Here is a 13,367-nt window from a genome sequence, read left to right as displayed (position 1 = left end):
TTGTCATTTTTCTGTACCAAATGAGGCAATTAACCTCTCTATTTGCCTCATTTTGTGAGGCGAATAATCTTGCTAATCGCCTCATATGGTGAGTAGAATAGGTTTGTTATTCGACTCATTTGAGGTGTGGTATGTGGATTTGGCAAGAAGCGGATTGGCCTAATTTTACTTGGCAGTCTGATGTGCTCGCGCCTTTGTTGCGTGAGGTGCATTTTAATCAGGGCTTGTTGTTGGGTCGTATGAGTCATCAATCAAAAGATGAAGCCCTGAATACCACGTTAGATACCTTGCTTGCCAATATCATTCATTCCAGTGCAATCGAAGGAGAGAAGTTGAATGCCTTTTCTGTGCGTTCATCCCTGGCTAACAAACTAGGTGTTTCTGAGAGTGAGCCTTATGCGCGATCTGAGCAGTCCGATAGTTTAGCGGACTTGATGTTAGATGCTCTGCCTTCTTCCACTGAATCCCTTAAAGCGCCACTAAGTTTAAAGCGTATCTTACATTGGCATAGGCTGTTGTTTTCTGGTGATGCTGGCCAAAGCTATTTGAGTAATGACATCCTTGTTGGTCAATTGCGCGGCGAATCGCCCATGCAGGTCATTTCTTATCAAAAAAGGGGGAGAATCGATCGACCCACTTTGCACTTTGAAGCGCCAGCAAGAGAAAGGTTAGAGGCAGATTTAACATACTTTATTGATTGGTTTAATCAGTCCCTATTAGATGAGTCTCTAGACCCAGTATTACGGGCGGGCATTACTCATCTTTGGTTTGTTACCTTACATCCTATGGATGATGGTAATGGACGTTTAACACGCCTGTTAACGGATCTTGCACTGGCACAAGGAGAAAGCCAATCCATTCGTCTTTATGCTATGTCAGTGAGCATTCTGGAAAATCGGCAGTCTTATTATGACGTACTTGAAAGCGTTCAGAAGGGACAGCTTGATATCACGGATTGGCTAGTTTGGTTTTTACAAACTTTGAATCAAAGCTTGCTTAACACCCTAGCAGATATAGAGCAGACACTGTCTAAAACTCGATACTGGCAAAGTTTTGATCAAACTCAGCTAAGTAAGGAGCAAAGTAAGGTGCTTAATAGACTCTTAGATGGTGACTTTGAACTGGGAATAAATAGCGGCCAATATCAGAAGGTTGCTAAGGTAAGCCGCGCCACGGCGACTCGACATTTGGCTCATTTAATGGAGTTAGGTTGCTTGGTGAAAACGGGCGCGGGCGGGCGTAGTACGCGCTACAAGTTAAACCTATAATTTAATCGCCTCACTCTTTTATTATTTCTTCTCTTTACACTCTTTTTGAACCCCAGTCTTTCATAGCATCAAAGATGGGGACGAGTGCTTGTCCATCTTTGGTTAGCTCATATTCAACTCTCACTGGCAATTCGGCAAAGGCGGTGCGCTTGATGAGTTGGTCATCTTTTAGTTCTTGCAGGGAACGGGTCAGCATTCTGTCTGAGGCGTCTGGGAGTAAGCGCTGTAGCTCAGAGTAGCGTTTTGGACCTGATAATAATTGATACAAGACGGTCAGCTTCCACTTGCCGCTTAATAGGCTGACAGTCAGCGCTACGGGGCAGATTTCTTCGGTATTTATTGGGTCGGCTTTCGTCATATTTTTACCTTAAAAAGCACTTACATGAGTGTAAGTTACGCACATTTTTGCGTCTAGAATGGCTGTTTTTCGCCTGTTACTTTAACACTTTAGCAGGCTAATCGCTGTACTTGAGCCTGAGTTCTAACTAATAAAAGGTGAGATGAATATGAAGAAGACAGTTGCTATTTTTGGTGCGACAGGCGCACAAGGGGCACCCGTAGTGAAAGCTGCTGTGGCAAGAGGCTTAAAAGTAAGAGCCGTGGCCCGTGATCTGAACAAAATTACTGACATGCATTCAGACGCAGAGGCATTTAGTGCCACATTGGATGACGTAGATGCTATCGCACAAGCCTTGGCGGGTGTTGATGCTGCTTTTTTACATCTACCTATGCCAGTAGGTCCTGATGATGCGCAAACTTGGCTAACGAACTTTATGATAGCCGCAAAACGCGCCGCTTTACCGCTATTGGTTTACACCACAAGTGGTCCTGCAGGTGATCGTTACCCTGAATCTATGATGGTACAAGCGGGCACTGCTGGTATGCAGGCACTTTTAGATTCTGAGATTGCGACGATTGTTTTGCAGCCGGGTATCTATCTTGAAAATCTTCGCGCTGACATGATAGTGCCTAAGCTAGATAGAGAAGGGATACTGGATTACCCGCCACTGGATACGAGTACACAAATTCAGTGGACCTCTCATCATGATCAAGCTTTAGTGGCAGCGGCTGCTTTAACTCGCCCTGATTTGGCAGGGAATGCCTATGAAATTGGGACAAAAGGCAGTTTGACTGGGGAGCAATTAGCCAAGGCATTAACAAATAAGTTAGGTAAACCAGTCACTTTTGCTCCTTTAACGCCAGCTGAGTTTGGCCAAAGGGTAGGGGATGCAATCGCAAGCCCAGGTGCCGCATTTGCTTTAACTGATTTGTATACCTCTCTTGCTAAGATGCGTGATGCTGAAATGCAGGTTAACTTGTCGCTAATTGAAAAGACATTTGATGTGTGTTTAACGAGTGTTGAAGAGCATATTGCACGCTGGTAGCCGTCTATATGTTTTGCTAGAAAGTTTATGTCTCATGGGGCGATTAATTCTCTATTCGCCTCATGATATGCATCAAGCCGAGTAAAAATCTTTATTTAAAAGCTGAGATGATTAACTTTTAAACACTTTTATTTTATGTAAAATAAATGAAGTAAACTCAATAAAGTCAGCTACTTGACTGAGTGTAAAATTAAAGATAAAAATATCTTATCTCAACCAAAAAAGTGGTAGTTTTTTGTCAGGAAATTACTTTGAGTAATCATAAATATACATGATGTAACACTTACCCTCAGATGTTCGCCCTTCCTTAACAATTCACCTTATAAAAAGTCAGCCCTGATCAAATAATATACATGTAAAATCGGCCCCTTAATTCGTAGCTCATTGATCTCTTCTTTTTTACAGAGTCAAACATGGGTGATTGGTGACAATAAGGGAGTTTAGAATTAAAAATCAAAAGAAAGCCCTGTTTATTGGATTTACGCTCATTATTTTAATGATTGGCGTTCTGGGCATAGTGTCGAAAGTGCTGCTGACTCGTATGGCAAATACGATGAATCAGTTCTATGAGCACCCTTATATCGTGTCGAATACCACCCAAAGAATTAAGCTTAACCTTGTATCTATGCAAGGGGATATGAAGGATGTGGTTGCCGCAAATACGACCCAAGATTTGAATCTTGCGATTGAGCATATTCAACAGCATGAAGATAAAGTCCTGAAAGACTTTGACCTTTTATCAGATCGCTTTTTAGGCGAGAAACATGCGATTAATGCGTGTTACCGCCTTGTTATCCAGTGGCAGGCAATACGTGCTGAAATCATTGCCTTAATAAGGCAAGACCAGCATGAGCAAGCTATGGTGCTCACCAAGGGTAAAGAAACTGATTTACTCAAGCAGTTAATGGTGAATGTTGAAGAGATAAACGCGTTTGCAAATCATAAGGCGAAAAGCTTCCAGCAGGAGTTTGAAGTCGCTAAGTTAGAAGCCCTTTGGATTAACTATGGCTTCACTATTTTCTCTATTATTTTTATCCTTTTATTGGCGACTCGCACCATTAAAAGAGCCATCCTGTCGGAAAAAGAACAAAATGAAAAAGAGCACCTTATTGATCAAAATATCCTATTGGCTGAGTTAGACCATGAAGGAGTGGTGTTGGATGCAAGTAATGCCTTATGCCGCTTTTTAGGAAAAGATAAGCCAGAGGTAATAGGGCAGAAAAGCCACTTCTTTGATAACTCCAAACGCTCAAGTAAGGTTAATGCCGCCATTTTATCTGTGTTGAAAACTGGCGCAGAATGGCGTGGCGAAGTGCAATATATTAATAGCGAAGGTAAATCCTGTTGGGCGCAATCCACCATAGCACCAAGCTTTGATAAGCAGTATCAGATAAAGAGTTTTACCAATACTCTGGTCAGCATCTCGAATAAGAAACTGGCGATTATTGATGAGTTAACAGGCTTGTATAACCGTCGTGGTTTTGACGCCATTTTAAGCCGTGAATTTCATAATACCCAGCGCGATGCTTCTTATTTAAACCTCGCCATTCTCGATATAGATTATTTTAAGAAATTTAATGACTTATACGGTCACCCAGCAGGGGATGAGGCCTTAAGAAAAGTATCGAGTGTGTTTAGTAGCACGGTTGACGATACTTGCTTCGCGTTTAGAATCGGAGGCGAGGAGTTTGCGATAGTGTTTGTTGATCAAAGTATTGAAACCAGCAAGCAAAAGCTCTTATGGATAAAAGAGCAGGTGCAGTCGCTAGAAATTCCGCATAAGGAAAATTTGGTCAGTGACTTCTTAACTATTTCGATTGGCATGTTTAGCTTATCGCCTTCAAGCAAGGTAGAAGAAGGGCGCTTGTATAGCATAGCGGATAAAGCCCTTTATCAAGCCAAGTTAAAACGTAATGCCTTGGTTGTTACCACTAAAGCGCCAGAAAGCATGACGACGAGCTAAGGTGTTATGTTTTCTTATGGCAGAGATCGATTGTTAAGAGCGTTTTCTGTCTGTTTTCCCTCTCAAGTTATTCGTGGTTTTTGATTCATTTTTCCCCCATTTCCGTTTTTTAGTTAGTACGTAATAACCAGTAATTGCTGCAAGCTGTTTTTGTGGCATAAATGACTATGCTTTATCTGTTCATACTCATCACTAAAATGACTAATGATATTAAGAGCATAAGGAAAAGTTGCTTTATTAGTCTTGGTTAATCAATAAGGATATTTAGCATGGGACACGCGCAAGTAACCGATATAGCAGCCAATAAAGATAAGCAATATTGGGAAAGTCATGAGATGTATTTTGAGGACTTCGCCCCAGGTCAGGTGTTTCAACATAACCATGGCCGTAAAGTCACTGAACTCGATACCATTTGGCATTCTGCCTTTAACATGCAGCAAACCCTTCAACCCCAAACAAAGGAAGCGCTTAACACAGATATTGAAAGTGGGAGGACCTTGGTTTCTAGCTTGGTTATTTTTTCTATTGTGAATGAGTTGAGTCTAGCGAGCTCTGTTAATCCTGATATTGAGAATTTGGGTTGGAAAAATGTCTCTATTCCTCACCCTGTTTATGTGGGTGATACCTTGTATGCAGAATCTAAAGTGTTAGCAAAAACGGCTGAAGAAGCTGATGCAAATCAAGGGCTTGTAAAGGTAGAGACAAAAGGGGTTAACCAAAGAGGCGCGGTGTGTTTATTGGTAGAAAGAAGCTTTTTGATTCCCTGTCGTGAACAAGTTGAGAGGTAGGTGTGAAATACCTGAATCAAGCCAATATTCAACGTGTGCAAGTGATTCCGCTTTTGGTTAAGCAAATTCATGAGTTGGTTGAGAATAAGGGCTTTAGTCATATCCAAGCCCCTTTACGAAATATTATTAGGCCTGAGAACAAGTCTGCCTCTTATGCTGCCATGATGGCGGTAAGTGAACAGATGGATCTGTTTATTTGTAAAGCAGCTAACTTCATTGAAGATAACCCGCAAAAAGGTCTGTCTAGTATTCATGCGGTGGTGAATGCTTTTTCCTATGAAACAGGTTTACCTCTGGCTGTGTTAGATGGCAGTGCGATTACCAATTTAAAAAGCGCAGCTATTACGGGTTATTTTACCGATTTAGGCACACCGGAAGACGCTGATACCTTGGCCATTATTGGTTCGGGTGCTCAAGCTATGCAACAGTTTTTAGGAGTGGCGGCGGTGCGGCCAATTAAACGAGTGCAGGTTTATTCTCGCTCTCCTTTAAAGACCAGCCAATTTACCACTCATCTTGCAGAGGCTTTCCCTCGGGTGCAATTTGTTGTGTGTGATTCTATTCAAGAAGCCCAAAAAGGCGCTCAGATTCTCAGTACAGCAACCAGTTGCAAAACGTGTCTGATAGAAAGCTTAGACCCTGCCTGTTGCCATATTAACTGTATGGGCGCGTTTACTTATACGGGCAGGGAAGTGTCGTTAGACATTATCAACGACTCTATTTTGCTGGTGGAGGATAGGGCCACAGCCGTGCAAGAAGCAGGGTTTGAGCACACTCAAGCGCTGGACTTACGGTCTGAACCTGAGATGTTTAATGTCACTCTCAAATCTAAACTGACACTTTTTAGCTCAACAGGTCATAGCAGCTTGGACCTAGTCGCCTGCTACCACATATTAAAACAATTAGGGGACTTTTAGCCCTGTTTGACACATAAGGAATGGATGCCAAATGTTTTGTGAATTTAACCGTGAGCTGCAAGGACTGATGATAGAGAAATCAGACCAACTTAAAAAAGCTCAGATAAAGGAGCGACTCACCACCTTTAAAAATGGTTTAGCGGCGGATAGGTATGAGTTTTTCTCGACCCCATTTATTTTTTCTCAAACGGATTTTGAGAAATTATCGAGTGACTTAAAGCACTTGTTAGACGCGCAAACCAACATCATGAATCAAATCTATCAGCAGAGAAGCAAACAAGAAATTCTCGACTATTTTATGATTCCGAATGTACTGCGTGCCTATATTAATTGGCAAAGGCTCTTATCTGGCGAACAAACCATTGCTCGGCTAGATCTTGTCCCCCATAAAAAAGGCTACTCCTTGTGCGGCATGAACTTGCACACAGGAGTCGGTGGGATGGCCTGTGGCGATGCTTATGATTTGCTGATGGAAAGCCTCTCGCTTGAACCTTATTACGATCATGGCAAGGTCAGCGCTTATCTCACCTTAGCCGAAGAGATTAAAACCCTGTGTCGTCAACAAAAGTATGAAAGGCTGGTGATCCTTGATTGGCAAAGTCATGCGGATAAAGGTTATCCGTCCTTTGAACTCATGCAGTTAAGCTTTATTCAGGCGGGAGTAAGATTGCCTGTAATAACCCATACGGAACAAAGTTACCCTGAGGCATGGTTAGCACCAGAAGAAGCGAGAAAAACCTTGGTTTATCGAGGGTTTGGGCTAAATGAAATTGATCCATATGATGAGTTTTTGCATGCATTACTAGAGAGTGAGGCGAATATTTTACATGGTTTTGAAGACGAACTAAGAAGCAATAAACGCTGGTTAGCGCTTATGTGGGATGAAGCCTATCAAGCACGTTTAACCCCAGAACAAAAACAGGCAATCAAACAATACTTACCTTATACCTGCTTATTGTCTCAGGATACCTTGCCCCATTTTATTGCCAATAAAAATGATTACCTGTTTAGAGGGAATGGCACCACGAGAGGCCAAGGAGTATTAGCCGGTAAGGCGTATAGTGATGCTGAGTTAGAAAAAAAGCTGCTGAAAATCGGTGTTGAAAATGTGTTAGTGCAAGAGTTTATGGAAGCAGATGATATGCCCATACTTCATGATACGGACGAGCAACCTGCTGGCCACAAATTTGTATTAGGTCTTTATATTATGGGAGAACGCAGCCAAGGTTTGGCGATTCGTGGCAGCAAAGTATGCGACCGTATTAACCTTTCTTCAGGCCTTTCTAAAACCGGCTGGGCAGCCATTATTAATGAACAAGAAAAAGATCAATTGATTGAAGCGGTTAGAAGGCTTTAAGCCTTCTAACCCTGACCTCTCATTTAAGCCAGATAGGTTTCTCTATAGTGGCCTGGTGACACACCTTTCCAAGCAGAATACGCCCTAATAAACGAATTCACCTCGCTAAAGCCCAATAAGAAAGATATCTCACTCAACGACATCTTAGACTTCTTCAAATAATGATCAGCCAATTCGCTGCGTACTGATTGCAACACAGATTGGTAAGTTTCAGTCTCGGCGGTGAGCTTGCGTTGTAAGGTACGTTTACTCATGGCAAGCTTATTCGCAATATGTTCAATCGAGCTTTTACCTGAAGGTAGTGACTCAAATAAAACAGCACGAATTCTATCGACCGTCTTTGCATCTGAATCAAGATCGGCCAACTTCTGGTTTAGCTTATCTTCAAAGAACTCCCACATAGCCAGATTCTGAGTCAAAAAAGGCTTATCTGCATCTTCGGCTCTAAAGTGAATGCTTAAGGCTTTTGCCTTGGTAAGGCGGCAGCCAAAGTAGTCTTCATAATCTGCAAGGTTATGAGGTAATTCAGGTAACTCAACGGCCAATGGAATAATCTTTTCTCGTGTAGCCAAACGGGCTAACTGAGTGAAAAAGACTAACTCAGACAAGCTTAACGAGAGCGGTAAATCTTCATGATAGTCATAGCAACTTATGGTGAGCTTAGTTGCCTGACTGTCTTGCTGTATGTCCATTATCATAGGCCCAATTAAAGGCTTGTATTGGCTTAATCTAGCCAAGGCAACATTCAGGTTAGGGCTGCAAATAGAAGCAAAAATAGGCGCATCAAAGCTTTCTGCTTTCATATTTTTAGCAAATACCAAGGGCAGATCCATATCCCCAGATGCCTTATCTATCGCTAACCAAAGCTGAAAATACTCGCTGGGAGTCACACTCGCCTGTTTTTGGTTGTAGAGATCAGCAGGTAACTTGGCATAGGCCAAGACGAGTTGCGGATCGACTCCCATATCTAACAACATCAATTTCCACTGGGGGGAAATTGCAAACTTGCTTGCTCTTTTCATAGGGTGTTTGCTCTTTTTATAACAGGTCTGCTTATTTAAAGATTCAGTTGTCTTTTACTCTCTAAGCGGATTTTTCCATGGCTTGGCGAGAAGTTTTTAATACAAGGCTTCTTGGTAATAGTGGCACAATCCAATTGATTAATAAGACCAGTTTACCTTCGTTAATGGCCACAAGTTTGCCTTTTTCCATGGCTTTATAACCAAATTGAGCCACAGATTCAGCGCTTTTTGCTTTCTTCCAGATATCAACACCTTCAAGGTTACCCGCTTTAACAAAGTCTGTGGCAACAGCGCCAGGGCAAAGGGCAGTAACGCTAATGTTATGCTCTGCTACTTCTTCTGCGATGGCTTGAGAGAAGGAGGTAACATAAGATTTAGTCGCGTAATAAACAGCTTGTAAAGGGCCTGGCATAAATGACGCGGTAGAAGAGACATTAAGAATACGGCCAGATTGTCGTGCCACCATATCTCGTAAGAAATAGTGAGTTAAGCGAGTTAAACTGATCATATTTACCTGCATCATGGCTTGTTCGTCTTCTAGCTTGCGCTCATTAAAGAAGCCATGGCCACCAAAGCCTGCATTGTTAATCAAGGTACTGATTTGAATACCATGCTCTTGGGTATAAAGATAAATGCGCTCAGCACTTTCTGGTTGAGATAAGTCCTCGCTCAGTACATTGATTCGAACTTTATATTTTTCTTCTAATTCGGCTTTTACTTTTTCAAGCTTGCCTAGAGAGCGTGCGACTAATACCAGATCGCCGCCTTTTTGCGCATGGATACGAGCCAGTTCTAAACCGATACCGCCAGAAGCGCCTGTGATAAGTGCTGTGTTTTTGTTCATCTTGTGTGTCTCTTAAGTCATGAGTTGATGAAATAAGTTTAAATATTCTGATGGCGACACACACTCGCCGATAATGACAGCTTACTAGCTAATGGTGACAATCTATTAAAAAGTATGACAAGTTGTGACAAAGAGCGACAACTTTTGTAGATGTGTGACACGAGAGCGAGCTTTTACTTACATGCTCCCGTGAGTTGAAGGTGGATAATAGTAAAAGAACCTGCGATTAAGTTACCTCTTCTCAGTCTTATCAGAAAAAGTGCCAAACAAGGCGTCACGTTGAAGTAATGTAGGTACCTTTCGAGAAGGGACAACACAAGATGACACTTTTTCTGAAAGACCCGAAGGGCGTGGTCTAAAAACTCTATATTTAAGTTAAGGGACTTATCAATAGAGTCTCTATTAAGTTGCGCCCTTCGCCATAAATCTAGATGCTTTTATTCACCCGCTGAGGCGGGAAGACTTATTCGTAGGTTCCTTAACTAGGCTCTAATCTAGGTGCTTTAGCGGTACTGATAACAGCACACCAAATTCAGCGGGGAAATCGGCACTGACTCTTGCATGTACTGCCCCTTGTTTGTCATAGAAGTTGGCCTTGGTAGTCAGAGGGACTATGGCTTCGTGCCAAATACCTGGGTGAATGCAGATACCAAAGCTGCCATCACAATAAAATGCGACCCAATCCTCTGGTTGCATGTCATCTCCAGTATTAGCAAGCGCCGCAATAAAGGGTTGCTTATCTAGTGGGTAGAAAAGCTGTCCCCCATCTGGATGATGATTCGCGTGCCAAACCAGCAAGCGAGATCGATCTGGTGTTGGATTATCTAGCTTGGCTTTCTCAGGATTAGTGCTCCAACCTAGAATGTACTTGTCTTGAACTGCTTTGTTTTCACCGATCAACACATCGCCTTGCCAGCTAAATTCAAAGATACCTTCCTTGTACCCACCTTCATTACCTGTGCCTGCATCAACAGGGCGCCAGCCTGAATGTGGCCAAGTAACGATTGGCACAGGGTGTTTTTCATAGTCGGTAACAATGGTGCCATAGGCAGCGAAACTCTCTGGCGTGGCCTTGATTAACGGGATCTCAAAATGGGGTAGATCTTCAGGTACTTGTGGATTCATATAATCAAAACGGACATCATTATTCTGCGACATTAAGGGCTCCTATTTACCTTGGTTTGTATTTTGCCCGAGCGATCGGGAGTAAATGGCCAGTAGTTAATAGGGTATGTCTTGATCTTGTCATAAATCCAATTAATACTTTTACTAATTATTGATAATTGAATTGTTAAGCTGAGCATGGAAACAAACATATGACCTATTCACAACTTAAGGCGTTTCATGCCTTGGCGTTGGAGAAGCACTTTCATCGTGCTGCTGAAAAGCTGCACCTTACTCAGCCTGCGGTATCGATTCAGATTCGTAATCTAGAGCAAGATTCAGGGCGATCTTTATTCCGACGAATGGGGCATAAGGTGGAGCTGACCCAAGATGGTTTAGCCTTGTTTGAGCAAACTCGCCTTATGTTTGAAGCAGAAGACAAAGCGGCAAAGCTCTTTTCTGGTTCACAAAACAGTGTCACGCAAACAATTCACCTAGGAGCAGATGGCCCACATGTGGCACTGGATCTTATTCTTGCGGTGAAAGCCCGTTATCCTGATATCCATTTTCGCGTTTCACTCGCCAATGCTGATACCACCAAAGAGAGTTTGTTATCTCTTAAGATAGATGCGGCAGTGATGGCCAATGTGAAAGCAGATAGTCGTATCATCAGCCAAATAATTTCACAGCAAAACTTGATGGCTTTGATACCTAGCGCACACCCTTTAAGTAAGAGTAAAAGCCTGAGTTTAGAGGCACTCGCCAGCCAGAGTTTGGTGTTTCGGGAACAGGGCTCAAATACCCAAAGAATCGTTGACCGCGCCTTTGCTCAAACTCACTTACCAATACAGCCAAGTTTAGTTATGGGGAGTAGAGAAGGGGTAAGAGAAGCCGTTGCCCGTGGTCTTGGCATAGGTTTCGTATTTGATCGAGAAGTAGCGGAAGACCCACGTTATAAAGGCGTGCAAATAACAGGTTTTGAAGCCAGTAATGCTGACATGCTGTTATGTTTGAAAGACCAGCAGCAAAACCCCTTAGTCAGGGCTTTATTTAAATGTGCTGATGGCCTTTAACTTACGTCTAATATTGATGTACTAAGCGAGATTGAGTTGGGCTTTAAGACCATCAATAAAGGACTTATCATCCAAGGCTTTTCGCTGATCTAATAGTTCGACAGCATCATCACCCGCTCTGTATCTAAGTGTCTTAGTGCCATCTGTTACCGCGTTATGAATCACATCAGCAACAACCTCAGGGGCTGAACCTGGGAAAGTTGACGCTGCCCAGCCACCAAAGAGTTTTTGTACAACATCTTGGTACTCTGCCATAGACTCATCATTGGTAAAGTCAAAGGAGCGACCACCGAAGTCAGTGTTTATCATGCCGGGTTCAACGATTTTCATCTTCACACCTATGGCATCTAGCTCAAAGTGTAAGGCTTCAGAAATACCTTCTACCGCAAACTTAGTGCCGTGATAAAGTGCACCAAGCGGGAAGGTCATCTGACCGCCAATAGAGGAAATATTGACTATGGTACCGCTTTTATTTGCTCGAAAGTGCGGTAAAACACCTTTAGTGGTTTCTAACAAACCTAGCACATTGGTATCAAACTGACGACGAATCTTCTCCATTGAAAAAGCTTCTAGCGGGCCGTAGGCACCATAACCTGCGTTATTGACTAGTACATCAATTTGGCCGAATTTCTCTATGCCAGCTTCAATCGCGTGTTTAATCGAGCTTGCGTCAGTGACATCTAAACGAGTCACCAGCACATTGTCTAAAGCGGAGAGTTCAGTTTCGTTTTCGGGAGAGCGCATAGTAGCCACCACATTCCAGCCCTTTGCTTGAAAGAGCTGCGCTGTTGCTTTACCTATGCCAGTAGAAGAGCCTGTAATCAAAATTGTTTGTGCCATCGTTTTAACCCTTTATCTTAATCTGTTGATCGAGTCTGTTGTAAATAACCATGTCAAAAATGGTATACCCTCGATGGCAACTAGGCTTAATCAGATGACGCCATTCAATTGGCAAATGATGCCAAATTGTTAGTGGCTTTTCGCACTTACCTCATAACCTTTTGTTAACCCCTAGAAGGATATTCTGCCTCCCAAGCTGTATTTAAAGACTGGAGATAGGATGAAATTATTTGCATCAATACTAACGGCAAGTGCTATTACAGGCTCTATTTGGGGATTAGTTCTCTTTCAACCTGCTATGGCAGAAAGCGCAAAACAAGATGAATTAAAGCCAGATGTGAGTATTGCTCAAGCTCATACTCAGGGAGAGAAAAAACTGCCTGAAATAGAGCGACAGTACTTGAATGGGGTAACGAAAAACATCGCGCTAGAGTCCATGTCTGCACTTTGGGGGGAGTTTGAAGGTGAATGGGTTAAGCAAAACAAATTGCCTGAAAAACTCGATCGTATAGTTGTTTTATATCAGGATTTGAATAGCGACTTTACTCAGGCAAAAGTGACAATTGGTTATATCGCACCGGAACAGGCGTCATCTAAAGATTTTATTGCACTTCCCTTAATGGGCAAGGGGAATGAGGATGTTCTTGCCAGTAGAGGTCAATATAGTGTGTCAGAATTTATTGATGCTTGGGGACGAATAGATTTTAAAAAGTCAGTTGATGCATTAGTGGAAGTTCATTACTTAAGTCCACAAGGACAACCTGAATCCAGCCAGTTGTCTGTCTATTATAAATAATGAATCTACA

13 protein-coding genes are annotated in these 13,367 nt (G+C 42.5%); 8 read left to right on the top strand and 5 right to left on the bottom strand.

The features are described from left to right. The first annotated feature begins 131 nt into the window (after positions 1-131). On the top strand, positions 132-1,268 hold the full coding sequence (locus TW85_RS01745) for a Fic family protein (protein WP_046015361.1): 1,137 nt from the start codon (positions 132-134) through the stop codon (positions 1,266-1,268). A 34-nt stretch (positions 1,269-1,302) separates the two neighbouring features. Here TW85_RS01745 and TW85_RS01740 read toward each other — a convergent pair whose 3' ends face one another. Next, positions 1,303-1,626: a helix-turn-helix domain-containing protein gene (locus TW85_RS01740; RefSeq protein WP_046015360.1), complete on the bottom strand. Its 324-nt coding sequence runs from the start codon at positions 1,624-1,626 to the stop codon at positions 1,303-1,305. 148 nt (positions 1,627-1,774) lie between these two features. On the opposite strand from TW85_RS01740, the gene TW85_RS01735 reads away from it, so the two are divergent. The 5 genes from TW85_RS01735 (at position 1,775) to TW85_RS01715 (ending at position 7,678) form a co-directional block, all read left to right on the top strand. Beyond that, on the top strand, positions 1,775-2,653 hold the full coding sequence (locus TW85_RS01735; RefSeq protein ID WP_046015359.1) for an NmrA family NAD(P)-binding protein: 879 nt from the start codon (positions 1,775-1,777) through the stop codon (positions 2,651-2,653). A 424-nt stretch (positions 2,654-3,077) separates the two neighbouring features. Further along, on the top strand, positions 3,078-4,616 hold the full coding sequence (locus TW85_RS25285; protein WP_157196873.1) for a diguanylate cyclase: 1,539 nt from the start codon (positions 3,078-3,080) through the stop codon (positions 4,614-4,616). Between the two features lie 269 nt (positions 4,617-4,885). After that, complete coding sequence (locus TW85_RS01725; protein WP_046015358.1) at positions 4,886-5,404, top strand: MaoC family dehydratase; 519 nt, start codon at positions 4,886-4,888, stop codon at positions 5,402-5,404. Positions 5,405-5,406: 2 nt separating this feature from the next. Continuing rightward, a complete protein-coding gene (locus TW85_RS25280; protein WP_052701782.1) occupies positions 5,407-6,321 on the top strand; it encodes an ornithine cyclodeaminase family protein in 915 nt (304 codons plus the stop codon). Between the two features lie 31 nt (positions 6,322-6,352). Beyond that, positions 6,353-7,678: a hypothetical protein gene (locus TW85_RS01715; protein WP_046015357.1), complete on the top strand. Its 1,326-nt coding sequence runs from the start codon at positions 6,353-6,355 to the stop codon at positions 7,676-7,678. A 23-nt stretch (positions 7,679-7,701) separates the two neighbouring features. Here TW85_RS01715 and TW85_RS01710 read toward each other — a convergent pair whose 3' ends face one another. From TW85_RS01710 to TW85_RS01700, 3 genes are all read right to left on the bottom strand, one after another. Next, positions 7,702-8,700, bottom strand: a complete 999-nt coding sequence (locus tag TW85_RS01710; protein WP_046015356.1) for an AraC family transcriptional regulator — start codon at positions 8,698-8,700, stop codon at positions 7,702-7,704. 61 nt (positions 8,701-8,761) lie between these two features. Next, a complete protein-coding gene (locus tag TW85_RS01705; RefSeq protein WP_046015355.1) occupies positions 8,762-9,544 on the bottom strand; it encodes an SDR family oxidoreductase in 783 nt (260 codons plus the stop codon). Between the two features lie 489 nt (positions 9,545-10,033). Next, positions 10,034-10,702 (bottom strand): ureidoglycolate lyase, encoded by a 669-nt coding sequence (locus tag TW85_RS01700; RefSeq protein ID WP_046015354.1) that lies wholly within the window; start codon positions 10,700-10,702, stop codon positions 10,034-10,036. Between the two features lie 158 nt (positions 10,703-10,860). On the opposite strand from TW85_RS01700, the gene TW85_RS01695 reads away from it, so the two are divergent. After that, positions 10,861-11,721, top strand: coding sequence for a LysR substrate-binding domain-containing protein (locus tag TW85_RS01695; protein ID WP_046015353.1), 861 nt, complete (start codon positions 10,861-10,863; stop codon positions 11,719-11,721). 21 nt (positions 11,722-11,742) lie between these two features. On the opposite strand, the gene TW85_RS01690 is transcribed toward TW85_RS01695, so the two are convergent. Then, positions 11,743-12,561, bottom strand: a complete 819-nt coding sequence (locus TW85_RS01690; RefSeq protein WP_046015352.1) for an SDR family oxidoreductase — start codon at positions 12,559-12,561, stop codon at positions 11,743-11,745. A 220-nt stretch (positions 12,562-12,781) separates the two neighbouring features. Between TW85_RS01690 and TW85_RS01685 the strand changes: the two genes are divergently transcribed. Next, complete coding sequence (locus TW85_RS01685; RefSeq protein ID WP_046015351.1) at positions 12,782-13,357, top strand: hypothetical protein; 576 nt, start codon at positions 12,782-12,784, stop codon at positions 13,355-13,357. The last annotated feature ends 10 nt before the right edge of the window (positions 13,358-13,367 follow it).

The sequence above is a fragment of the Marinomonas sp. S3726 genome (genome assembly GCF_000967665.1).
Lineage (GTDB): Bacteria > Pseudomonadota > Gammaproteobacteria > Pseudomonadales > Marinomonadaceae > Marinomonas.
This window is presented reverse-complemented; position numbering and strand designations above follow the sequence as displayed.